The sequence below is a fragment of the Amycolatopsis sp. lyj-23 genome (genome assembly GCF_046549135.1).
Lineage (GTDB): Bacteria > Actinomycetota > Actinomycetes > Mycobacteriales > Pseudonocardiaceae > Amycolatopsis.
Genome location: NZ_JAJPWN010000021.1, coordinates 193,649 through 213,828, shown reverse-complemented (window position 1 = coordinate 213,828; position 20,180 = coordinate 193,649). Strand labels below are relative to the sequence as shown.

24 protein-coding genes and 1 tRNA gene are annotated in these 20,180 nt (G+C 70.1%); 14 read left to right on the top strand and 11 right to left on the bottom strand.

The features are described 5' to 3' along the window. Positions 1-207 precede the first annotated feature (207 nt). Positions 208-1,692 (top strand): helix-turn-helix transcriptional regulator, encoded by a 1,485-nt coding sequence (locus ACLJPY_RS41735; RefSeq protein WP_410596497.1) that lies wholly within the window; start codon positions 208-210, stop codon positions 1,690-1,692. On the opposite strand, the gene ACLJPY_RS41730 is transcribed toward ACLJPY_RS41735, so the two are convergent. From ACLJPY_RS41730 to ACLJPY_RS41720, 3 genes are all read right to left on the bottom strand, one after another. Continuing rightward, complete coding sequence (locus tag ACLJPY_RS41730; RefSeq protein ID WP_410596496.1) at positions 1,681-2,046, bottom strand: signal peptidase I; 366 nt, start codon at positions 2,044-2,046, stop codon at positions 1,681-1,683. The genes ACLJPY_RS41735 and ACLJPY_RS41730 overlap by 12 nt on opposite strands. After that, on the bottom strand, positions 2,028-3,590 hold the full coding sequence (locus ACLJPY_RS41725) for a transcriptional regulator (RefSeq protein ID WP_410596544.1): 1,563 nt from the start codon (positions 3,588-3,590) through the stop codon (positions 2,028-2,030). Before ACLJPY_RS41725 ends, ACLJPY_RS41730 begins: the two co-directional genes overlap by 19 nt. A gap of 144 nt (positions 3,591-3,734) precedes the next feature. Continuing rightward, a complete protein-coding gene (locus ACLJPY_RS41720; RefSeq protein WP_410596495.1) occupies positions 3,735-4,115 on the bottom strand; it encodes a helix-turn-helix domain-containing protein in 381 nt (126 codons plus the stop codon). Positions 4,116-4,271: 156 nt separating this feature from the next. Here ACLJPY_RS41720 and ACLJPY_RS41715 point away from each other — a divergent pair, with 156 nt between their 5' ends. Genes ACLJPY_RS41715 through ACLJPY_RS41685 form a run of 7 tightly spaced genes read left to right on the top strand, consistent with a single transcriptional unit; the run spans position 4,272 to position 9,828 of the window. Beyond that, positions 4,272-4,460 (top strand): helix-turn-helix domain-containing protein, encoded by a 189-nt coding sequence (locus ACLJPY_RS41715; RefSeq protein ID WP_410596494.1) that lies wholly within the window; start codon positions 4,272-4,274, stop codon positions 4,458-4,460. Continuing rightward, a complete protein-coding gene (locus ACLJPY_RS41710) occupies positions 4,457-4,792 on the top strand; it encodes a WhiB family transcriptional regulator (RefSeq protein WP_410596493.1) in 336 nt (111 codons plus the stop codon). The genes ACLJPY_RS41715 and ACLJPY_RS41710 overlap by 4 nt, the downstream gene beginning before the upstream one ends. Then, a complete protein-coding gene (locus tag ACLJPY_RS41705) occupies positions 4,789-5,118 on the top strand; it encodes a hypothetical protein (RefSeq protein ID WP_410596492.1) in 330 nt (109 codons plus the stop codon). The genes ACLJPY_RS41710 and ACLJPY_RS41705 overlap by 4 nt, the downstream gene beginning before the upstream one ends. Further along, positions 5,115-5,804, top strand: coding sequence for a hypothetical protein (locus ACLJPY_RS41700; RefSeq protein WP_410596491.1), 690 nt, complete (start codon positions 5,115-5,117; stop codon positions 5,802-5,804). Before ACLJPY_RS41705 ends, ACLJPY_RS41700 begins: the two co-directional genes overlap by 4 nt. Beyond that, positions 5,797-7,923: a cell division protein FtsK gene (locus tag ACLJPY_RS41695; RefSeq protein ID WP_410596543.1), complete on the top strand. Its 2,127-nt coding sequence runs from the start codon at positions 5,797-5,799 to the stop codon at positions 7,921-7,923. Before ACLJPY_RS41700 ends, ACLJPY_RS41695 begins: the two co-directional genes overlap by 8 nt. Next, a complete protein-coding gene (locus ACLJPY_RS41690; protein ID WP_410596490.1) occupies positions 7,920-8,084 on the top strand; it encodes a hypothetical protein in 165 nt (54 codons plus the stop codon). Before ACLJPY_RS41695 ends, ACLJPY_RS41690 begins: the two co-directional genes overlap by 4 nt. Beyond that, positions 8,074-9,828: a recombinase family protein gene (locus ACLJPY_RS41685; RefSeq protein WP_410596489.1), complete on the top strand. Its 1,755-nt coding sequence runs from the start codon at positions 8,074-8,076 to the stop codon at positions 9,826-9,828. Before ACLJPY_RS41690 ends, ACLJPY_RS41685 begins: the two co-directional genes overlap by 11 nt. On the opposite strand, the gene ACLJPY_RS41680 is transcribed toward ACLJPY_RS41685, so the two are convergent. Next, positions 9,810-9,893: transfer RNA gene (locus ACLJPY_RS41680), tRNA-Leu, on the bottom strand. The two genes, ACLJPY_RS41685 and ACLJPY_RS41680, sit on opposite strands and share 19 nt — an antisense overlap. A 612-nt stretch (positions 9,894-10,505) precedes the next feature. On the opposite strand from ACLJPY_RS41680, the gene ACLJPY_RS41675 reads away from it, so the two are divergent. Further along, positions 10,506-10,916 carry a cellulose-binding domain-containing protein gene (locus ACLJPY_RS41675; protein ID WP_410596488.1) on the top strand — a complete coding sequence of 137 codons (411 nt, stop codon included), beginning with the start codon at positions 10,506-10,508 and terminating at the stop codon, positions 10,914-10,916. Here ACLJPY_RS41675 and ACLJPY_RS41670 read toward each other — a convergent pair. Next, entirely contained in the window at positions 10,913-11,803 is an 891-nt protein-coding gene (locus tag ACLJPY_RS41670) for a LysR family transcriptional regulator (protein ID WP_410596487.1), read from the bottom strand. The genes ACLJPY_RS41675 and ACLJPY_RS41670 overlap by 4 nt on opposite strands. 92 nt (positions 11,804-11,895) lie before the next feature. Here ACLJPY_RS41670 and mdlC point away from each other — a divergent pair, with 92 nt between their 5' ends. From mdlC to ACLJPY_RS41655, 3 genes are read left to right on the top strand one after another with little or no spacing between them, the layout of a single operon-like run. After that, positions 11,896-13,464: a benzoylformate decarboxylase gene (mdlC, locus tag ACLJPY_RS41665; RefSeq protein WP_410596486.1), complete on the top strand. Its 1,569-nt coding sequence runs from the start codon at positions 11,896-11,898 to the stop codon at positions 13,462-13,464. Positions 13,465-13,466: 2 nt separating this feature from the next. Next, positions 13,467-14,894 (top strand): benzaldehyde dehydrogenase, encoded by a 1,428-nt coding sequence (locus ACLJPY_RS41660; protein WP_410596485.1) that lies wholly within the window; start codon positions 13,467-13,469, stop codon positions 14,892-14,894. A 24-nt stretch (positions 14,895-14,918) separates the two neighbouring features. After that, positions 14,919-16,136 (top strand): MFS transporter, encoded by a 1,218-nt coding sequence (locus tag ACLJPY_RS41655; protein WP_410596484.1) that lies wholly within the window; start codon positions 14,919-14,921, stop codon positions 16,134-16,136. A gap of 40 nt (positions 16,137-16,176) precedes the next feature. Here the strand turns inward: ACLJPY_RS41655 and ACLJPY_RS41650 are convergent, their stop codons facing one another. Continuing rightward, on the bottom strand, positions 16,177-17,391 hold the full coding sequence (locus ACLJPY_RS41650) for an IS110 family transposase (protein ID WP_410596483.1): 1,215 nt from the start codon (positions 17,389-17,391) through the stop codon (positions 16,177-16,179). Between the two features lie 228 nt (positions 17,392-17,619). On the opposite strand from ACLJPY_RS41650, the gene ACLJPY_RS41645 reads away from it, so the two are divergent. Further along, complete coding sequence (locus tag ACLJPY_RS41645; protein ID WP_410596482.1) at positions 17,620-17,787, top strand: hypothetical protein; 168 nt, start codon at positions 17,620-17,622, stop codon at positions 17,785-17,787. On the opposite strand, the gene ACLJPY_RS41640 is transcribed toward ACLJPY_RS41645, so the two are convergent. The 3 genes from ACLJPY_RS41640 to ACLJPY_RS41630 all read right to left on the bottom strand — a co-directional run bounded on the left by ACLJPY_RS41640 (position 17,784) and on the right by ACLJPY_RS41630 (position 18,890). Beyond that, the gene (locus ACLJPY_RS41640; protein ID WP_308670572.1) at positions 17,784-17,957 is read right to left on the bottom strand and encodes a hypothetical protein; all 174 of its coding nucleotides are present in this window, start codon (positions 17,955-17,957) and stop codon (positions 17,784-17,786) included. The genes ACLJPY_RS41645 and ACLJPY_RS41640 overlap by 4 nt on opposite strands. A gap of 29 nt (positions 17,958-17,986) precedes the next feature. Further along, positions 17,987-18,220: a DUF6480 family protein gene (locus ACLJPY_RS41635; RefSeq protein ID WP_410596481.1), complete on the bottom strand. Its 234-nt coding sequence runs from the start codon at positions 18,218-18,220 to the stop codon at positions 17,987-17,989. Positions 18,221-18,281: 61 nt separating this feature from the next. Further along, complete coding sequence (locus tag ACLJPY_RS41630) at positions 18,282-18,890, bottom strand: HSP18 transcriptional regulator (RefSeq protein WP_410596480.1); 609 nt, start codon at positions 18,888-18,890, stop codon at positions 18,282-18,284. A gap of 105 nt (positions 18,891-18,995) precedes the next feature. Here ACLJPY_RS41630 and ACLJPY_RS41625 point away from each other — a divergent pair, with 105 nt between their 5' ends. After that, complete coding sequence (locus ACLJPY_RS41625; RefSeq protein WP_410596479.1) at positions 18,996-19,427, top strand: Hsp20/alpha crystallin family protein; 432 nt, start codon at positions 18,996-18,998, stop codon at positions 19,425-19,427. A 65-nt stretch (positions 19,428-19,492) separates the two neighbouring features. Here ACLJPY_RS41625 and ACLJPY_RS41620 read toward each other — a convergent pair whose 3' ends face one another. Together ACLJPY_RS41620 and ACLJPY_RS41615 are read right to left on the bottom strand one after the other, a co-directional pair. After that, entirely contained in the window at positions 19,493-19,939 is a 447-nt protein-coding gene (locus tag ACLJPY_RS41620) for a nitroreductase family deazaflavin-dependent oxidoreductase (RefSeq protein ID WP_410596478.1), read from the bottom strand. A 46-nt stretch (positions 19,940-19,985) separates the two neighbouring features. Beyond that, positions 19,986-20,165 (bottom strand): hypothetical protein, encoded by a 180-nt coding sequence (locus tag ACLJPY_RS41615; RefSeq protein ID WP_410596477.1) that lies wholly within the window; start codon positions 20,163-20,165, stop codon positions 19,986-19,988. Between the last annotated feature and the right edge of the window lie 15 nt (positions 20,166-20,180).

Sequence of the window (20,180 nt, the reverse complement as noted above, 5' to 3'; positions counted from 1 at the left end):
AGAGCCCTGCGTGCAGCGACCTGCAGCTAATGCCTGTCACGTCCCCTCCCTTCGGCCTCGCGACTGATGAAATCAGTCAAACCGGAACCAGATTCCGCGACCAGCGCAGCAGTGCGGCAGTTGTGTGGCGCGCATGGTGCACTAGCCGGTCTGAGCTGCAGTTACTACTGCTACATTGATCTGGTCACGCAGGATTGGAGGTTGGTCATGCCCATAGGGCGACGTCGCGATGGGCTGATCTCAGCTCGCAAGGTCGCCGGCTTCACCCAAGAGGGTCTGGCGGACGTGCTGCACGTCGACCGGTCGACCGTTGCCCGCTGGGAAGCCGGCGACTACGTGCCACTCCCCTACCTCTGGCCGAAGCTCGCGAGCGTGCTCGGTCGTTCGCGAGACGAGTTGCAGGCCTTGATCGATCCGAGCGCTGTCACGCGGGAGGTCAGCCCGGATGACTCGTTCGAGCCGGTGTTCATGTGGCTCGATCGGCACGCCGGGTGGCCGCTGGGGCGAGCCCGTGAACAGGTGCACGCGAGCGCAGCCACCTCAACTCGGGACCGACCGAATCCGCCGCGAAGCGTCATCGCGGATGCCCTGGCTGACTACTACGCACATCCGACCAGCGACCACCGGCCATATGCGGCACGGTGCGGTCGGATGGAGGTGAACACCAGCGTCCTTACGCGGCCGGCGTGGCTGGATCTCGCCTGTTCGCTGACGGCCGCGGGCGAGCAGACCACCTTCGAGGGCGGCGGCACGCGGCCGCCGCTGGCGGCGGTTGACGAGCGAGCTGCGGTGCAGCGTCTCGCGGACGCAGCAGCGTCCGGCATCCGGATCGCTGACGTTCCCCTGTACCGACTGCTCGAGGTCGACCCGCAGCCTGGAGCACTACGCGCGAAGGTCGGGATCGCGTCGTTCGTCGAGTACGCACTGGGCGTCGACCTGCTGGAACGTGAGTTGATCGAGTACTTGGCGAGCGGTCGCGCCACGCGTCCAGGGCCCATGCCGCTCCGGGACCGCCAACTGCCCGACGTGTCCGCGGTGCTCGACCTGCCCGGCCGCCTCTGCGCGGGTGGCGTGCTGGCGTTGACCGCGATCGCACGTCCGGCGGGCCCGTTCCGCGGTGATGCCGACTTCGTGCTGCTGGTTCAGAAGCGGTCCGCGCAGGTCGTGAACACGGCCAACCGTCTGTCGGTGATCCCGAAGAGCTTTCATGGACCGCTCGCGGACCGGCGAGCGGACGCCCGGATCGGCGTCACCCTACGCCGTGAGCTTGAGGAGGAGCTGTTCGGCAGGACGGACGTCGACCGGTCCGCCGGAGACCTCAGGGTCGCCGATCCCATGCATCCGACCAGGCTGTCCGCTCCGATGCGGTGGCTGACCGAGCAGCCCGGCCGGCTGCGGATGGAGTGCACCGGGTTCGGGCTCAACCTGGTCAGCGGGAACTACGAGTTCGCCAGCCTGGTCGTCATCGAGGACGAGGAGTTCTGGCCGCGGTTCGGTGGCGACGTTGAGGCGAACTGGGAGGCTGCCGGCCTGCAGCAGTATTCGACGCTCGACGGTGACTTGGTCACCGAACTGATCGGCGACGAAAACTGGAGCAACGAAGGACTGTTCGCGTTTCTGCAGGGATTACGTCGACTCGCCGAGATCGGCGGCGATCGAATGAAGATTCCCGCCGTCGAATTAGGTTGCTGAGGGCCAGCGAACGGTCAGGACGACCGAATCCGCCAACGCTTCCCAAGAATGGTCGATGCCCGGTCCCCACATCACGTAGTCACCCTGGCGCGTCATAATCTTGCCACCGCCGGTGACCTCTACGCGGAACTCGCCGGAGATCAGCATCACCAGCGTCGTTCGCTGGTCGTCGGAGGTCCACTCGGGGCGCTTGTCCCCTGCAGGATGGTTGGCCCACTTGACTTCGACGTCCCTGGAGGCTCGGACGCCCTGCGACGGGTCGATGAAGTGACCGACCAACCAGCCGCGCGTGTCGGCCGCGTCTTCGTTGGCGTTGCCGGCGGTCCAACCGTCGCTCACTGGCCTATCTCCCATTCGATCGCGGGCAGTTTCACGCGCTCTCCGCCGATTTCCGCAAGGCGTCGAAGTCCTTGCGCCATGGCGAACAGTCCTTCGTTGCTCCACGCTACATCACCTAACAACTCGGTGACGAGTTCCGCATCAGTAGTCGAATACTGACGAAGAGTCGCGGATTCCCAGTTTGCTTCGACCACTCCGCCGTAGCGTGTCCAGAATTCTTCGTCGTCGATGACGATGAGGCTGGCGAACTCGTAGTTGCCGCTGACCAGGTTGAGGCCGAACCCGGTGCACTCCATCCGTAGGCGGCCGGGCTCGGCGAGGAGCCAGCGCATCGGCTCCGTGAGCCTGGTCGGGTGCATCGGGTCCGCGGTCAGCGTGTCGGCGACCGTGTTGTCAGCGTCCGGCCGGCCGAACAGCTCCTCTTCCATCTCGCGTCGCAAGGTGGCGCCGATCTGGGTTTCTCGCCGGACGTCGGTGAGCGGCTGGTGGAAACCCTTCGGGATGACGGCGAGCCGGCGCGTGGCGTTGAGTACGTGGCCGGAACGTTCCTGGACCAAGAGCACGTAGTCAGCTTCGCCGCGGTACGGGTCGGCCGGCCGAGCGATGGCCGTCAAGGCGAGAGCTCCGCCTGCGCAGAGTCGGCCGCCGACGTCCAGGACGGCGCCGACGTCTGGAAGGTAGCGATCACGCAGGGGCAGCGACGTCGTGTTGCCGGCCGCGAGCGCGTCGAGCAGCTCGCCTTCGAGCAGGTCCATCGTCAGCGCGTAGTGGACGAAGTGGTCGACGCCGAACGTGCCGCCGAGGTGGCGTTCACGGATGTCCGTGCTCAGCAATCGGTAGAGCGGCGCGTTCATGAGCCGCGTGTTCATGGCCACCGTCTCGGCCAGCCGGTTGACCGCTGCATTCGTCGCGTGTTCGTCCAGCACTTCCCGTGGGTCTGGCCGGGCGCTTGCGATCGTGAGCCCGTCGTGCGGCGGGCGTAGTTCGCACGCCAGGTCGAGCCAATCAGCGCAGGTCAGGATGCTGGTGTTCACGGCCTGGTCACCGCAGCTTCCGGCGTACAAGCCGTGGTCGCCGTGGTGCCGGCCGTAGTACTCGGCGAGCGCGTCGGTCACGGCGCGCTGGTCGACCCACGCGCGGCGGGTGGCCCGGGCGTACGCCTCCTGCGCGTCGACGTGCGCGGCCTGCTCGGCTACGGCGCGGCGTGCTGCGCCAGGACTCCGGTAGGCGTGCTGGTCGAGCCATTCGAGAGCCGCGCCGACGTGGGGGTCAGCGGCCAGTCGTCGGTCGGCTTCCTTCGTGTCCGGCCTGGCGTGGGCGGCCGGCCCGTCGCCGGTCAGCTCGGCGAAGCGGGCTCGCTCGGCGTCGGACGCCCGTTCATACGCGGTGTCGAGGACCTGCTGCATCTCGGACTGCGGGCGCAGGTCTGGCTTCTGGTGCCAGGAGGCGACCGTGCGCGCGCCGATTCCGAGCTTCTCGGCGAATTTCTCATTGCTTAGCCGCAACGCGGATTGCAGCGCCGACGCTGATCGTCCGGTCCATCCGCCTACCCCGCTCATTGCCGCCCCGAAGCGCTCTTGTGCAGCGGATATGCAGTGGTTGCGCACTGCTTCTGCACTGGTTGTGCATGGGATCGGACGTCGTTTCGGCCTTGAATTCTAGGTATGGAAATCACCTGGTTCACCAGCCCGAATCGCCCTCCGCTAACGCTTCGGCTTCACGTGCTCAACCACGGTCGCAAGGCTCGTCTGGACGTCCTCCAGCCGATCGGTGATCTCGGCCAGGCGCTGTTCCAGCGCGTCCAGCCGGGACCACAGCTCGTGGCCGTCGTCGGCCGGCTCGTCCGGGTGCGGCGGAGTGCAGTTTTGCAGCACGGCCAACAGGTGCTGCGGGTGCCAGCCCAGCGTCGTCGACAGTGCTTCGAGCGTGCGCGCGCTCCGGCGGCGCTCGACCGTGTGGTGCTGGAGCTCGCGGACGATCGCCTGAGACACGTGCGAACGCTCGGCCAGCTCGCGCTGTCGCCAGCCGAGTTCGTTCACGCGCATGTTGATGGCCTTGGCGACTGCCGCCCAGTCCTCCGTCACGTATTCCTCCGCGCTCCGCCTCAGCGCCGAGATTAGCGGTTCTTCGCGCTTTCACCACGTCGCCTAGCACTTCGTCGGCGGCGCGTCGGACAAACGCGCCCGTCTTCGAGCTGAAATCAACAACATAGTCTTGAAATCATCAGATTGGTCTTTCTCATGAACTCGCACATCACCTTTCACACCATTCGAGAAGCGGCCTGGCTGCTCGGTGTCTCCCGCGCCGCGGTGAGCCGGGCGATCCGCACGCACGAGCTGCACGCCACCCGCTGCCGTTCTGGCCTCCGCGTGTCGTCGACCGAGCTGGCCCGCCTGCTCTGGTCGCGTCAGGCCGGAGGTGCCGCATGAGCGCCGACGACCTGCAGTTGATCGGGATCGCCTGGCGGCTGGACCGGCTGCGCTGGGTTCCGACCGAGGTCTTGACCGACGTCGTGACCAGCGAAGGAGTCTGCATGTGGCCTCCGCCGGACGACGGGCCACCCGACGCTGACAGCGACGGCGAGCTGGCCGAGCGGCTGTGCGGCGGGTGCCCTGTTCGGGACGAGTGCCTGGAGCTGGAGTTGCGGACGGCCGGCCTCGACACGGTCGGCGTCTGGGGCGGGATGACCGACGACAATCGGCGCGCCCTGCACCCCGTCTGGCTGCGGCGCGGCGAGCGGACCGATCGGGGTGCGCGATGAACGGACTCACCGTGACGCCCACGCAGATTCTCGCCGGTGTCGGCGTGCTGCTCGTGCTGCTCTGGGTCTGGCGGGCCGGTTCCCGCCGGGCGAAGGCCGCCGCCGAAGCTGCTCGGAGCGGGGCGCGACTCGTGTCGCTGGTCGGGCGGGTGCTGTTCAACGCCGGGCTGATCGTCGCTGTTCAGTGGGTCGTGATCGCCCATCCGGGGAACCCGTGGCTGCTGTTCGGCGTGCTCGGGTTGCCAGCGCTGTTCGCGTCCTACGCGCTGACTCGCGCCATGACCGTGACCACCGTCGACACGTCGAAGCGGGGTGGTCGGCGATGAACCGGGCGCAACGGCTTGCGCAGGACGCGGCCGAAGCCGCGGAGGTACGCGCCTACCAGACCGATCCGGACGTCGTCGCGCTGCGGATCGAGCGGGTGCGGCGGCAGGTCGACTGGATGTGCTGGTCCGGGATCGTGCTCGGGCTGGCGTTCACGATGACCAACGTCCAGGGCTTCGCATCGGCTGGCACACGGCCGGGGTCGCTGCCGTGGCTGGCCGCGTGGGTGCTGGACCCAACCGTCTCGCTCGTTCTGCTGGCGATTCTGCGGGCCGAGCAGGTCACCGCGCGGTACCAGGTCCGGACTGGCGGCTGGGTGCGGCGGGCGAAGTGGTTCACGCTCGCGGCCACCTACGTCATGAACACCTGGACGTCGTTTGCCGCCGGGGAGGCTGCGACGATCGTGCTGCACTCGGTGCCGCCGCTCGTGGTGTTCGTCGCCGTTGAGGCGATCACCGACCTGCGGGACAAGCTCACCGATGCCGTCTTGGTCGCGGCTGAACGGCGTCCCGTCCAGCAGGAGACCGGGCGACGGGTGCTGTTCGCCGATTACCTCGCTATTGCTCGGGAGACCTGGACGCCGGACGTCGAGATCACGCCGGCGTGGGTGCGGCGGGCTACCGGCTGCTCGCGTGGCTTGTCGCCCCGGCTGGCGCGGGCGCTGCGGTCGGAGGTGGGCAATGGCTGACTCATTGCCGATCAAGGCCGATCCCGTGTTCGACGGCGAGCTGATCGACGACACGTTGCCTCAACCGCGTCGGCGCGAGCCGAAGACGAACCGTTTCGTCCGGTGGTGGCGGCACTCGCCGCGGGTGCCGTTGTGGCTGAAGAGCAAGCCTCAGGCCGTCCAGGCTGGCAAAGACGCCGTCGTCAGCCTGGTGAAGTCGCCGTGGCGGTACGTCGGCGCAGTTGTTCGCGGGCTGGTCGTCGGGGTGCGGTGGTGGCGTGGGTGGGTCACCGTCCGGGACTACCGGACGGCTGCCGAGGAGTCGGAGAAGCTGGCCGACAAGTTCACGGAGATTCGGGCGCTGACCCTGTTCCGCTGGAAGGTGACCGGTGCCGTCCTGGTCGTCGCGATCGTCGGGGTGGCCGTCGTTGACCTGGTGTACGGCACCGATCCTCTGTGGATCGGCGGGGCCGCCGCCTCCTTGGCGCTTGCGATCCTCGGGCGCAAGAAGGACGGCAGTCCCGGCCGAAAGCCGGCGCTCGCCGGGCCGCGGACACTGACCTGGACGATGGATCCCCAGGTACTGGTGGACGCGTTCCGGGACGCGAAGCTGATCGGCAAGGACGAGGTGCTGCGGCTCGTCGAGCGCGCGACGCGCGTCGGCGACGGCTGGGCGGTCACCGTCGACCTTCCGGCCACGCGCAAGGCGGCGGACGTCGTGAAGAACCGGGATGCGCTCGCGTCGGCGCTTGCCGTCGATGAGGTCCAGTTGATCGTCGAACGGGTCCGCGGGAACGGTGGGCACGCCGGGCGGGTGTCGATGTGGGTGGCGGATGAGGACCCGTACGCGTCGCCGCCGTTGCGGACGCCGCTGCTCGGCGTGGCGCAGTGGGACGCGTGGCGGCCGATCCCCTTCGGACGGGATGCGCGGGACCGGCGGATTGACCTGCCGCTGGTGTGGACGTCCCTGCTGGTCGGCGCCATCCCCCGGCAGGGCAAGACCTTCGCCGCCCGGCTCGCGGCTGCCGGGCTCATCCTGGACGCATGGGTGCGGCTGTACGTGGCGGACTTCAAGGCTGGGAAGGACTGGGACGCGGCCGGGCTGGTGGCGCACAGGTTCATGTCCGGCGACGAACCCGAACACGTTCTGGCGCTCGTGGACTGGCTGATTGAACTGGTCGGCGAAGTTCAGACGCGGTTTCGGCGGATGCGCGACCTCGACGACCTCACGTGCCCGGAATCGAAGGTCACGCCGGAGATGTCCCGCGATAAGGCCCTGAACATGCCCATCACGGCCATCTTCATCGACGAGGTTCAGGTTCCGCTGGAGGACCGCACGCCCGTTGACGTGCAAGGGAAGAAGCTCACCGCGGGCGAGTACGTCGGCGAGCTGCTGACGTGGCTGGCGAAGAAGGGACCGGCCGCCGGGATCGTGCTCGTTCTCGCCACGCAGCGGCCGGACTCGAAGACGATCCCTTCCGGGCTGCGGGCGGTGCTCGGCTCGCGGTTCGCGCTGCAGGTGATGGACTGGCGCGACTCGAACATCGTGCTTGGCGAGCAGATGAACACGCGCGGGTTCGACTCCAGTCGGCTGTTGCCCTCGCACAGAGGCGTGGGCATTCTCCGGCCGGACGGCGACACGTCAGCCGGCGCCGATGTGCTGGCCATGACGGTTCGGACGTACTACATGCCGAACGAGGACTGGCGGACCATCTGCGAGCAGGGCCGGACGCTGCGCGAGGCGGCCGGGACGCTCACCGGGCACGCGGCCGGGCAGGACACCTTGCCGGTGCTCGACCACGCGGCCGCGGTCAAGGCAATCGGTGCAGGTCACGCAGTTGAGTCGCCTGGCGAACTGCCCGAGGTGCTCGCGTCGCTCGTCGAGTACTTGGGGGACGATCTCGGACCGGACGGTAGGGACTTTGTGCCGACAGCCGAGTTGCTGGACGTCCTGGAGGTCGACTCCCGGACATTCACGCAGCAGATGGCCGAGGTGGGATGCCGGCCGACACGGGACCGCGTGACTGGCGAAGACGGCGAGACGCGGCAGGTCCGCGGGTATCGGACGGCTGAAATCAGGAGCGCGATCAGCCGAGCGACCACGGGCGCCAGCACAGCAGACGAGAACGGTCAGCGATGAGCACCGACCGTTCCGAAGATCCGCAAATCCGGGTTATCCTACCTGCGGGATTGCCTGAGCTGACGCCTGCGGTAGCGCGTGCACTGCTGGCCGTTCTGATCGAGGTTACTGAGGTGCCGGTGCTCGACGTTCCGGCGGAGGAGGTGAACCGTGGCAGCTGAAATCATCAGCGATCCGTGGGCAACGCTGGATGACATCCTGGGACTTGAGGTCGCCGACGTGACAGACGACGGAATCGGGAACCTGGCGGGCTACGGCCGGTGCTCGACCGAGGACAACCAGGACCCGGAGACCTCGCGCGGCTGGCAGTTCGGGAACGCTCGCAAGTTCGTCGAGCCGCTCGGCGGGCAGATCGTTGCGGAGTTCTTCGACGTCGGGCAGTCACGGTCTGTCCCGTGGGAACGACGAACCGAGGGCGCGCGGCTGCTCGCCGAGCTGAAGAATCCGCGACGCGGATGGGATGGGATCGTCGTCGGCGAGGGCACGCGGTGTTGGTTCGGCAACCAGTTCTCGCTTATCGCGCCGAAGTTCGCCGCCTACGGGGTTGATCTGTGGGTGCCGGAACTGGGCGGGAAGTACGACCCGCGGAACCCGTCTCACAAGATGCTCATGAGCGTGCTCGGCGGGATGAGCGAGTCCGAGCGTCAGCACGTTCAGGCTCGCGTCCGAGCGGCAATGGACGCGCAGGTGATCAACGAAGGACGACACCAGGGCGGCCGGGCGCCGTACGGCTACGTCGTCGTCGACAGCGGTCCGCACCCGAACCCACGGAAAGCCGCGGAAGGGTTCAAGCTGCGGGTGCTGGCGCTCGACGAGACGACGGCGGACGTGGTCCGCCGGATCTTCGCCGAGTACCTCGACGGCAACGGCGATCGAGCGATCGCCAACCTGCTCAACCGCGACGGCATTCCCTGCCCCTCCGCCCATCGGCCGGACCAGAACCGGCACCGGCTCGCGGACGGCTGGCAAGGCAGTTCGGTGCGGGCGATCCTGGACAACCCGCGATACACCGGCTACGCGATCTTCGGGCGTTGGACGAAACATGAGACGTTGCTCGACCCGGAAGACGTCGCCGCGGGCCACGTGGTGCGGTTCAAGCGCGCGACTCCCGACCGGATCGTCCGGTCGCGCGAGCAGGCACACCCGGCGATCGTGTCCGTGGAAACCTTCACGCAGGCGCAGCTATTGCGCCGGTCGAAGTCGGCAGGCGGATTGAAGACGGCACGCAAGGCCGAGCGAGGCGCCCGAAACACCGCACGGTCATATCTGCTGCGCGGACTGATCCGATGCGGAGTCTGTGGCCGGAAGATGCAAGGAGCCACGATCCGGAAAGGCGCCTACTACCGCTGCACCTCGCGGACTATGGCGCCGGGCTCGCTGCAGCTGGCGGAGCACCCGAAGACGGTGAACCTGCGCGAAGGTGTGGTCGTCGAGGCGCTCAACGGATGGCTTCACGAGCTGTTCCACCCGGACAACCGCGACCGAACGGCGGCCGCGCTACTCGGATCGGACGGGAGCAAGGCCGGCGGTGGTCCGCTCGAAGCGGCGCGGAACCGACTGGCGGACGCAGAGGCGAGGCTTCAGCGGTATCAGGCCGCCATCGCGGCCGGCATCGAGCCCGAAGCGCTCGTCGAACCGATGAACCAGGCACAGGCAGAACGAGCGGCCGCGAAAGCCCAGATCGAGAGCGTGCCAGCAGACTCGACGGTAAGTCATGCGGAGATCTACGCGAGGATCGATGCCCTCGGCGACGTCTGCGGGACACTGGCCGACGCAACCACGGCTGGCCTGAGTCGCCTGTACCGCGCCCTGAACCTAGAGCTACGCTACGAACCAAAAGAGCTGGCCGTCTACTCGACGACCAGCCCGGGTGCAGATAGTGCGTGTGTCCGAGGGGGGACTTGAACCCCCACGCCCGTTAAGGGCACTAGCACCTCAAGCTAGCGCGTCTGCCATTCCGCCACTCGGACCTGCTGAAGAAAGAGTATACGGCCACCCCGACCCCGCCTTCAGGGGGGTGTCGATCCACCGCCGGCAGACCTCTGGCAAGATCGACCGGTTCCACCCCTCCTGCATCGATCCAGGACCCCGAACCCCGCAAGCGACCTGCAAAACGCCGGTTTACAACCAAGCCTTCCGTTCCTAGGATTCGCCGGGCAAGCCAGCGCGTTCCGGCGCCCCTCGGGACCTGGAGGTTCGGTATGGCGCGCACCGGGTGGCGGCCTGATGATGAGGTCTCCGTTGATGAGCTGCTGCGGGAAACCGGGGCCATGCCGCGGGCTCTCGGGGGCCACCTCCCCGGCACGCGGGTGCGGGACGCCGATACCGGGGATGGGTACCGGGAACGGCTCGAGCAGCGGGCGCGGGCGGCCGCCGCCGGGCAGCAGCGGGCTGGGCGGCGGATTCGGTGGGTCTCTGCCCTCTGTGGGGCCGCCGTTGTCGTCGGGAGCCTGGTTGTCATCGCCGTCACCTCCGAAAGCTCGCCCGGGCGGCAGGCCGCCGTGGGACCCGGGCCACTCGCTCCCGCCACCACCACTCCGCGGACCAGCGCCACCACCGCCGCGCCTGCTCCGGTTCCCACCGTGCTGCGGCAGACCTCCTCCGCCGCCGCGCCCAAGACCACCGCCGGCAGCACCACGCAGGCCGCTCCTCCCCCTCCGCCTGCGGTGGTCGCCGCCTGCACCGTTCGCTACGCCGTCACCGATCAGTGGCCCAACGGGTTCACCGCCGGGGTCTCCGTCACCAACACCGGCACCCGGACGCTCTCGCCTTGGACCGTCAACTGGACCTTCACCGCCGGGCAGCGGGTCACCCACAGCTGGAACGGCGACTACTCCCAGAGCGGCTCACGGGTCACCATGAAAGCGGTTTCCTACAACCTCACCCTCGCTCCTGGCGCCACCGTCGACATCGGCTTCAACGGCGCCTTCGACCACGGCAACCCCTCGCCCGCCGGGTTCACCCTCAACGGTGCGAGCTGCACGGCCGGCTAGCCGAGCACCGACTGCATGAAGCCCACCAGCCAGTGCTGGGCCGGGCTGCGGGCGTGCGTGTGCCGCGTGTACACCGACACCTGGGCCGGCTCGACCTCCAGCGGCAGCTCGAACAGCCGGACGCGGTGCTGGGCCGCGAACATCTGCGCCACCAGCCGCGGCACCATCGCCACCAGCTCGCCGTCCTGCACCAGGTACGGCAGCGCCGCGAAGCGCGTCACCTCGAGCACCACGCGGGCGAGCAGGCCGTGCGCCTGCAGCGCGCGGCGGGGGCCGTCGTGGCCGGTCGGGCCGAACACCGTCACGTGGCGTTCCGCCGCCAGCTCGTCGAACGTGACCGCCGAGGCCAGCCGCGGGTGGTCGGAAGCCACCATGCCCACGTAGCCCTCGGAGAACAGCGGGAGCCGGGCGACGCGCTGGGAACTGATGAGCGAGGACGCGATGAACGCGTCGATGTCGCCGCGGCCGAGCTGGTCGGCCGCGCGCTCGACGTCCAGCGGCCGGACCGTCAGCGTCACCCCGGGAGCACTCCCCGGCAGCGCCGCCATCAGGCGCGGCAGCAGCGAGATCTCCCCCAGGTCGGACAGGCACAGCGTGAACGCCGCCCGTGCCGTCGACGGCGAGAACGACTTCGCCCCGCTGACCGCCGTCTCGATCTCCGACAGCGCGCTGTGCAGCGGCTCGTAGAGCGCGCGGGCGGTCGTCGTCGGCACCAGGCCGCCGCCGGTGCGGCGGAACAGCTCGTCGGAGAAGCGGCGCCGCAGCTTCTGCAGGCTGTAGCTGATCGTCGGCTGCGTGACGTGCATCGACTCGGCCGTGGCGGTCACGCTGCGGGTCTCGTACAGCAGCACGAACGTGCGCACCAGGTTCAGGTCGAAGTCCTGCATTATCGATCCCATCTATGAAGCCACGAGCCAACATTTATTGGAACACAGACGCGCAGGTCCATAGGGTCAGGCCAACTTCGAGGAGGACATCGATGCCCACCGCCCGCCGGCTCGCCCACGAGTTCCTGGACCGCCGAGGCCTGACGACCATCTTCGGCAACCCCGGCTCCAACGAGCTGCCGTTCCTCGCCGAACTGCCGGAACACTTCCGCTACGTCCTGGGCCTGCACGAAGGCGCCGTCGTCGGGATGGCCGACGGCTACGCCCAGGCGACCGGCCGCCCGGTGCTGGTCAACCTGCACGCCGCCGCCGGCTCCGGCAACGCGATGGGCGCGCTCACCAACGCCGTCTACTCGCGCTCTCCCCTGGTGCTCACCGCCGGCCAGCAGGTCCGGACGGCGATCGGGCTGGAGGCGATGCTCGCCAACGTCGACGCGACGCAGCTGATGCGCCCGCTGGTCGCCTGGTCGGGCGAGCCGAGCTGCGCCGAGGACGTGCCCCGGTCGCTCGCGCAGGCGGTGTTCGAGGCCGAGCTGCACCGGCGGCCGAGCTACCTGTCCGTGCCCTACGACGACTGGGCCGCCGAGCTGCCCGCGAGCCCTGCGCTCGACCGGGACGTCCAGCGCGGGCTCTCGCCCAGCGAAACCCAGCTCGACGACCTCGCCGCGAGCGTCGCCGCGGCGAAGAACCCGGCGCTGGTCCTCGGCGGCGACATCGACGCCACCGGGCTCTTCGACCGGGCCGTCGCCCTGGCCGAGCACCTCGGGCTGCCGACGTGGGTGGCGCCGTCGCCGCACCGGCTGCCCTTCCCCAACCGGCACCGGCTGTTCCGCGGCGTGCTGCCCGCCGGCATCGCGCCCGTGTCGGCCGCGCTGACCGGGCACGACCTCGTGCTGGTGCTCGGCGCGCCGGTTTTCCGCTACCACCAGCACGTCCCCGGCGCGTACCTGCCCGAAGGCACCCGGCTGGTCCAGGTCACCGACGACTTCGGCGCCGCCGCCCGCGCGCCGATGGGCGAGGCGCTGGTGGCCGACCCCGCACCGGTGATCGAGGCGCTGCTGGCCAAGGTGCCCGCCCGCGCCGCCCGGACGGGCTACGGCGAGACGCCGGAGCCGAAGACCGGCGCCAAAGCGCTGCACCCGGAGCAGGTCTTCGCCGCCTTGCGCGACACCCAGCCCGGCGACACCCGCTACGTCGTCGAGTCGACGTCGACGAACTCGGCCTGGTGGCGGCAGATGGACCTGCGCCGCGAAGGCTCGTACTTCTTCCCGGCCGCCGGCGGGCTCGGCTTCGGCCTGCCCGCCGCGGTCGGCGTGGCCATGGGCAGCCCGGACCGCCCGGTCGTCGGCGTCATCGGCGACGGCTCGGCCAACTACGGCATCACGGCGTTGTGGACCGCCGCGCAGTACCGCGTGCCGGTCACGTTCGTGATCCTGCGCAACGGCGTCTACGGCGCTCTGCGGTGGTTCGGCGAGCTGCTCGGGACGCCGGACGTGCCGGGCACGGAGATCCCCGGCCTCGACTTCACGGCCATCGCGGCCGGGTACGGCGTCGAGGCCACCACGGTCACCGACGAAGACGACCTGCGCACCCAGCTCAAGGCGACCCCGGACGGCCCCCGGCTGCTCCAGGTCGACACCGAACCGACCACACCGGAGTGATCATGTCCCTGCTCGAGCACGAATTCCACGGCGGCACCGGCGGCACCCACGCGGTCGTCGAACCGGCGACCGGGGCCACCCTGGGCCACGTCGGCGTCGCGACACCGGGCGACGTCACGGACGCCGCCACGGCCGCCGCGCGGGCCCAGCGCGACTGGGCCCGGCGCAAGCCCGCCGAGCGCGCCGCCGTGCTGCGCCGCGCCGGCGAGCTGTGGGAGGCGCACGCCGCCGAGGTGCAGGACTGGATCGTCCGCGAAGCCGGCTCGACGCGGCCCAAGGCCGGGATCGAGACGGAGATGGCGGCCGGCATCTGCTTCGAAGCCGCGGCCCTGCCGACGCACCCGCTCGGCGAGGTGCTGAGCACCGGCGAACCCCGCTGGTCGCTGGCCCGGCGGGTGCCGGCCGGCGTGGTTTCGGTGATTTCGCCGTTCAACTTCCCGCTCATCCTGGCCATCCGCTCGGTCGCCCCGGCGCTCGCGCTCGGCAACGCCGTGCTGCTCAAGCCGGACCTGCGGACCGCGGTGTGCGGCGGCGTGAGCATCCTGCGCGTCTTCGAGGAGGCCGGGCTGCCCGAAGGCCTGCTGCACCTGCTGCCCGGGGACGCGGCCGTCGGCGCCGCGGTGGTCGACGCGCCGGAGGTGTCGGTCGTGTCGTTCACCGGCTCCACCGCGGCCGGGCGGAAGGTCGGCGAGGCCGCCGCGCGCTCGCTCAAGCGCGTGCACCTGGAGCTCGGCGGCAACAACGCGCTCGTCGTGCTGCCGGGCGCCGACGTCGCCAAGGCGGCCTCGGCGGGCGCGTTCGGCTCCTTCCTGCACCAGGGCCAGATCTGCATGACGACCGGCCGCCACCTCGTCCACGAGTCCCAGGTGGACGAGTACGTCGAGGCGCTGGCGGAGAAGGCGCGCCGGTTGCCGGTGGGCAACCCGGCCGACGGCGACGTCGCGCTCGGCCCGATCATCGACGACCGCCAGCTCGCGCACGTCACCGACGTCGTCGACCGCAGCGTCGCCGCGGGCGCGCAGGTGCTGGCGGGCGGCAAGCCCGACGCGCCGTTCTACCCGCCGACCGTCCTCTTCGGACTCGACGACCGCAGCCCGGCCTGGCGCGAGGAGATCTTCGGCCCGGTGGCGCCGGTGCGCGCCTACCGCGACCTCGACGAGGCCGCCCGGCTGGTCAACGACTCGGAGTACGGCCTGTCGGTCGGCATCCTCGGCGACGTCGGCACGGCGATGAAGCTGGCCGAGGAGGTCCGGTCGGGCAAGGTGCACATCAACGAGCAGACCGTCGGCGACGAGCCGACCGCGCCCTTCGGCGGCGTCGGCGACTCCGGCAACGGCTCCCGCTTCGGCGGGGCGAAGGCCAACATCGAGGCCTTCACCGAGACGCAGTGGCTGACCGTCCGCGCGGAAATCGCGAACTACCCCTTCTGATCCCCTGAATCGAGGAGCACGACAATGACGACGTCTCCCGCCCGTGGCGCGTGGACAGCAGTCCTCTGCTGGCTGACGGTCCTGCTCGAGGGCTACGACCTGGTCGCGCTCGGCGCGACCATCCCCACCCTGCTCAAGAGCGGCTACCTCGGCTTCACCGCGGCCGGCGCGACGCTGGTCGCGACGGTGTCGCTGATCGGCGTGGCCGTCGGCGCGGCCGGCCTGGGCCCGCTCACCGACCGGTTCGGCCGCCGCGTGATGCTCATCGGCTCGGTCCTGCTGTTCTCGCTGTTCACCCTGCTGACGCCGCTCGCGCCGAACGTGGCGACGTTCGGGATCTTCCGGTTCGTCGCCGGGCTCGGCCTCGGTGCGTGCATGCCGGTGGCGCTCACGGTGATGTCGGAGAACCTGCCGTCCCGGCGGCGGGCCAGCGCGAGCACGTTCACCATGACCGGCTACCACGTCGGCGCGGTGCTCACGTCGATCCTCGCGCTGTACGCCAAGGAGGACTGGCACCTGCTGTTCTACGGCGGCGGGATCGTCGGCCTGCTCGCCGTGCCGCTGATGTGGTGGAAGCTGCCGGAGTCCGCGGCCTACCTCGAAGCCCGCGGAACGGCCGAGCGCGTCGGGCTCAAGGACCTGCTGGGCGCCCGGTTCCGGCGGATCAGCATCGCGGTGTGGACGGGGTCCTTCATGGGACTGCTGCTGGTCTACGGGCTCAACACCTGGCTGCCGCAGCTGATGCGCACCGCGGGCTACCCGATCTCGACGTCGATCACACTGCTGCTGGTGCTCAACATCGGCGCGGTGCTGGGCCTGGTGCTGGCGGGCACGATCGCCGACCGGTTCGGCATCCGGGTCATCGCGCGGATCTGGTTCGGCGCCGGGGCGGTCCTGCTGGCGGCGCTGAGCCTGAAGATCGGGAACGCGGTGCTGCTCAACGCGGTCGTGCTGCTGACCGGCGTGTTCGTGTTCTCCGCGCAGGTGCTGATCTACGGCTACGTGGCGCACGCGTTCCCGGCGTCGGCCCGCGGCACGGCACTCGGCCTGACGTCGGCGGTCGGGCGGCTCGGCTCGATCCTCGGCCCGTTCGTCACCGGCGCTCTGGTCACCGCCGGGGTCGCCTACCCGTGGGGCTTCTACTTCTTCGCCGTCGTGGCCGCGCTCGGCCTGGTCGCGGTCCTGCTGCTGCGCGGCGACACGCGTTCGGAGGAGCGGTTGACGCCGGTGTCGGCCGGGTAGCCACGGGGGAACGGCTACCGGAGGAGTCTCAATGACCGTGTCAAGCAGCGGTTGCGGCCGTGACCGGCGGTGAGGGATGAAACTCGCGGCCGTCGCGCAGCAGCGCCCAGATGACGTCCACCAGACGGCGGGCCAGGGCGATCAAGGCCTGGGTGTGGCGTTTCCCTTCGCTGCGTTTGCGCAGGTAGAAGGTGCGGGATGGGCTGTTGGGGCGTTTGATCGCCGACAGGGCGGCCAGGTAGAACACCCGGCGCAGCCCGCGGTGGTAGCGCTGCGGGCGGTGCAGGTTGCCGCGTACCCGTCCCGAGTCGCGGGGCACCGGGGCGAGACCGGCGTAGGCGGCCAGGTGCGCGGAGCTGCGGAACGCCGTTTGCAGGTCGCCGCCGGTGCCGGCCAGCAGCTGGGCCCCGAGGATGGGACCGAACCCGTCGAGGCTGGTGATGTGCCCGGCGTCCGGGTGCTCAGCGAACCGGTCGGCGATCTGCTTGCCGAGGTCCTTGATCTCCCGGTCCAAGTCGAGCAGCTGCCGGGCCAGCCGCGCGATCAACGGCGCGGTCACCGCTTCACCCGGCAGGGCAACGGTTTGCTCACCGGCGGCCGCGAGGGCTTTGTCCACGATGGACGGGATTCCCTTGGCCCAGGCACCGTGTTCGGCCAGGTAGGCCGACAGTCCGGGTGCTTCGGCAGCGCGGATGCCGTCCGGGGTTTGGAACCCGGTGAGCAGGATCAGCGCGGAACGCGTGGAGTAGTCGAACGCCCGCTCCAGCGCGGGAAAAATACTCGCGAACAGCTCGCGGATCCGGTTGACCCCGCGCACCCAGTCGGCCATCAGATCCTCCCGGCGCGCGGTGAGCACCTGCAGGTCGGCCACGACCTCCTCGGGGCTGGTGATCGGGGTCAGATCGCTGCGCATCCGGGCGGTTTCGGCGATGGTGCGGGCGTCACGCGCGTCGGTTTTGCCTTCACCGGCGAACGCACCGGCCATCCGGTTGACCAACCGGCCCGGCACCGACACCACCGGCTGGCCCGTGGCCAGCAGCAACGTGATCAACAGGCTCGCCGCGCCGGAGGTCATGTCCACCGCCCACACCACCTCCGCGGCTTTCGCGGTGGTGTGGGCGATCAGCTGCTCGATCGCGGCTTGGCCGTTGGCCACCTTCCGCGAGAACACGACCTTCCCGGCCGCGTCCACCGCGCAGGCGTGATGAAAGCCCTTGCCGACATCGATCCCGACCCACACCTTCCCCACGGCCATCCAGCCGGTCCTCCCTGTTCGTGCACGTCAACCCCGTGGACGACCCGCCGGCATCTCCATAAACAGCGACCAAGCGCAGATCTCAATCAGCGGCCAGGGCGTCCAGAACGACAGGGCGGCCACTCCTCAGAAGCCACCACAAGAGGGCAAGGACCGATCAGCCACACCCCATCGCCCTGGGCATCCAGAACAACCCGTCCTGAACACCAACAATCTTATGGAGGACCGATGTCGCAGCCCCACGACGAGACGGGTGAGGTGGACTCGAGCGGGAACCCGGTCGACGACCCGCCCCGCCGCAACGAGCCGGACGGGCCGGATGGACCGCTGGAAGACGAGGACGCGAAGGCACGGCCGGGTCACCCGGCCACGCACGAGAACTTCCGCGGCGGCTAAACCGTGTCTTCCGGACGCCGGCGGCCCAGCGTCGCTTCCGGGTGCTCGGTGCGGCGGTCGGAGTCGCGCAGGACCTCGCGGGCCTGGGCCTCGGGGTCCGCGCTCTCCACGGCCTGCTCTTCGGGCAGCAGTTCCGCCCGGGTCTCCGTCCGGTCAGGGGTGTCGTCCATGGGCAGCAGGTACCCGCTCCGAGACGATTTCAGACACTCAACCAGCCGACGGCCAGCGAAAGGACCAGTGCCGCCACCATCAGCACGAGCACGCCGGTGAGGATCAGCCAGAGCACCGGCATCGCCTTGGACGGCATCGGCTGCGGGTGCGACAGCCCCGACGTCTGCGCGGAGTCGGGTGGCGTGCTGCCCGGGGGCACGCCACCGCCCGGCTCCAGGTCCGGGGTCCGGCGGGGGTCCGGATCCGGGGGTTCGGCGGTCATGCGGCACCGTCCTTCCGTCGCTTCCGCGAGGGGTGCCCGGCGCGCCGCCGGGCAAACCCGTTCAGTCGCGGGAACGGCGGTTTCCGGCCGCGTCGCGGCGCAGCTGGTCGGTGTGGGCGGAGATCTCGCCGAGCTGTTCGGCGAGCCCGGCGTGCGCGCCGGTCAGGTGCGGCCGCGCGGCGGCCAGCGGCGAAAGGAGCGTGGCCGGGTCGTCGTCGCCCAGTGCCACGCCGAGGCGGTCGGCGCTCTCCTGCGCGGCCGGGCCGAGGCCGTCGAGGGCGCTGACCCGGCCGGCGAGCTGGCGCAGGATCGCGGAGTTGCGGCGGGCCCAGTCGGCGACGGCCCGGTCGCCCGCGCGCCGGTCGCGTTCCGCGTCGACCCGCGCCTCGCCCGTTTTCGCCCCCGGGTGCGACGGCTGCAGCCGCAGGTACCGCCGTTCCGCGGCCTGGCGGCTCGCGACGCCCAGTGCGGGCGCGAGCGCGACCCAGCTGGTGCCCGCCGCCCTGGCCGCCGCGATCAGCTCCGGTTCCCAGCTCGCGAGTTCCTCCCGCAGCTGCCGCAGGCCGGACAACGCCGCCAGCAGCCGGTCCTGGTCCCCCGCACCGGCCCGGGCGGCCGCGACCACCTCCTGGATCCGGCGCAGCGCGCCGGCGGGGTCGATTCCCTCCATGACGTCATCCTTTCGACGACCCAGTTCTTGTCATCGTTTTGACGACATGCTAGAACAGACCCGCGTGTTGACACCAGAGCTGTCAAGTCCAGGAGGTGGATCCCCATGTTGATGCGCACCGACCCGTTCCGCGACCTCGACCGGTTCGCCCAGCAGGTCTTCGGCGCTGGCACCTGGTCGAAGCCGGCCGCGATGCCGATGGACGCCTACCGCGCCGGCGACGAGTTCGTGGTGTGCTTCGACCTGCCCGGTGTCGATCCCGGCGCCGTCGAGCTGGACGTCGAGCGCAACGTCCTCACGGTCAAGGCCGAACGACGGCCCCTGCCGACCGGCGACGACGTCAAGATGCACGTCTCCGAGCGGCGCCTCGGCGTGTTCTCCCGCCAGCTGTTCCTCGGCGACACCCTGGACACCGAGCACATCACCGCGAGCTACGACGCCGGGGTGCTGACCGTCCGCATCCCGATCGTCGAGAAGGCGAAGCCGCGCCGCATCGAGATCGACGGCGCCGGCGACCGCAGGCAGATCGACGCCTGACCCGAGCGAAGCGGGGCCAAGCGCGCCCGGTCATCGCCCGGCCGCCGGCTCGGGCGCGCTCGACCTCAGACCCGTTCGACGCGGAAGACCGCGATGCGGTCCGCGGCGGCCGCGACGGCGTCCGGCGTCGGCGCGTCCGCCAGGCCGGTCGTCACGAACCGCTTCCCCACGCTCGCCGGGCTCGTCTCGACGAGCCGCCGCAGGACGGGCCGCCGCGCCTCCACCGGCAGCTCGGCCAGCCGCACGACCGAGGAACGGCGGCCGCGGGTCAGCGTCACCTCCCCCGCGGCCCGGACGTTCACCACCCAGGCCGCCTTCGGATAGGCCTGGAAGATGTAGTGCTCGCCGTCGAGGGCCATGACCGCGATGGGGAACGTCCGCGGGACGCCGGTGCGCCGTCCGGGCACGGTGAGCAGCTGCATCGGGCCGAAGGCGACGCCGAGGCGCTGCAGCCCCACGACGATCTTGTTGCCGGCGTTGACCATCCGGCGGTAGCTCTGCGCTGTTGTCATACCCCGACGGTACACGAAGTCATACGGAACTCATATGTTCTGAGCCTCAAAGCGACTCGCGCTCGGGGCCGGGCTTCGGCTCCGGGGGCAGCGGATCCGGGACGGGCACGCCGGGATCAGGGACGGGCACGCCGGGGTCCGGGAGCGGCTGCCCGGGATTGGGGTCCGCCGGGACGACGGGCTGGGGCTGGATCGGTCCGGGCGGTGCCGGGGGTGCGGTCGACATCGGTCTTCCCTCCGC

Excerpts from the sequence above, each read along its gene's own strand:
- ACLJPY_RS41655 (WP_410596484.1), top strand. The coding sequence starts at position 14,919 with ATGACGACGTCTCCCGCCCGTGGCGCGTGGACAGCAGTCCTCTGCTGG.
- ACLJPY_RS41725 (WP_410596544.1), bottom strand. The coding sequence starts at position 3,590 with ATGAGCGGGGTAGGCGGATGGACCGGACGATCAGCGTCGGCGCTGCAA.
- ACLJPY_RS41735 (WP_410596497.1), top strand. The coding sequence starts at position 208 with ATGCCCATAGGGCGACGTCGCGATGGGCTGATCTCAGCTCGCAAGGTC.
- ACLJPY_RS41650 (WP_410596483.1), bottom strand. The coding sequence starts at position 17,391 with ATGGCCGTGGGGAAGGTGTGGGTCGGGATCGATGTCGGCAAGGGCTTT.
- ACLJPY_RS41645 (WP_410596482.1), top strand. The coding sequence starts at position 17,620 with ATGTCGCAGCCCCACGACGAGACGGGTGAGGTGGACTCGAGCGGGAAC.
- ACLJPY_RS41660 (WP_410596485.1), top strand. The coding sequence starts at position 13,467 with ATGTCCCTGCTCGAGCACGAATTCCACGGCGGCACCGGCGGCACCCAC.
- ACLJPY_RS41640 (WP_308670572.1), bottom strand. The coding sequence starts at position 17,957 with ATGGACGACACCCCTGACCGGACGGAGACCCGGGCGGAACTGCTGCCC.
- mdlC (WP_410596486.1), top strand. The coding sequence starts at position 11,896 with ATGCCCACCGCCCGCCGGCTCGCCCACGAGTTCCTGGACCGCCGAGGC.
- ACLJPY_RS41690 (WP_410596490.1), top strand. The coding sequence starts at position 7,920 with ATGAGCACCGACCGTTCCGAAGATCCGCAAATCCGGGTTATCCTACCT.
- ACLJPY_RS41730 (WP_410596496.1), bottom strand. The coding sequence starts at position 2,046 with ATGGGAGATAGGCCAGTGAGCGACGGTTGGACCGCCGGCAACGCCAAC.
- ACLJPY_RS41620 (WP_410596478.1), bottom strand. The coding sequence starts at position 19,939 with ATGACAACAGCGCAGAGCTACCGCCGGATGGTCAACGCCGGCAACAAG.
- ACLJPY_RS41710 (WP_410596493.1), top strand. The coding sequence starts at position 4,457 with ATGAGCGCCGACGACCTGCAGTTGATCGGGATCGCCTGGCGGCTGGAC.
- ACLJPY_RS41700 (WP_410596491.1), top strand. The coding sequence starts at position 5,115 with ATGAACCGGGCGCAACGGCTTGCGCAGGACGCGGCCGAAGCCGCGGAG.
- ACLJPY_RS41625 (WP_410596479.1), top strand. The coding sequence starts at position 18,996 with ATGTTGATGCGCACCGACCCGTTCCGCGACCTCGACCGGTTCGCCCAG.
- ACLJPY_RS41670 (WP_410596487.1), bottom strand. The coding sequence starts at position 11,803 with ATGCAGGACTTCGACCTGAACCTGGTGCGCACGTTCGTGCTGCTGTAC.
- ACLJPY_RS41695 (WP_410596543.1), top strand. The coding sequence starts at position 5,797 with ATGGCTGACTCATTGCCGATCAAGGCCGATCCCGTGTTCGACGGCGAG.
- ACLJPY_RS41615 (WP_410596477.1), bottom strand. The coding sequence starts at position 20,165 with ATGTCGACCGCACCCCCGGCACCGCCCGGACCGATCCAGCCCCAGCCC.
- ACLJPY_RS41635 (WP_410596481.1), bottom strand. The coding sequence starts at position 18,220 with ATGACCGCCGAACCCCCGGATCCGGACCCCCGCCGGACCCCGGACCTG.
- ACLJPY_RS41705 (WP_410596492.1), top strand. The coding sequence starts at position 4,789 with ATGAACGGACTCACCGTGACGCCCACGCAGATTCTCGCCGGTGTCGGC.
- ACLJPY_RS41630 (WP_410596480.1), bottom strand. The coding sequence starts at position 18,890 with ATGGAGGGAATCGACCCCGCCGGCGCGCTGCGCCGGATCCAGGAGGTG.
- ACLJPY_RS41715 (WP_410596494.1), top strand. The coding sequence starts at position 4,272 with ATGAACTCGCACATCACCTTTCACACCATTCGAGAAGCGGCCTGGCTG.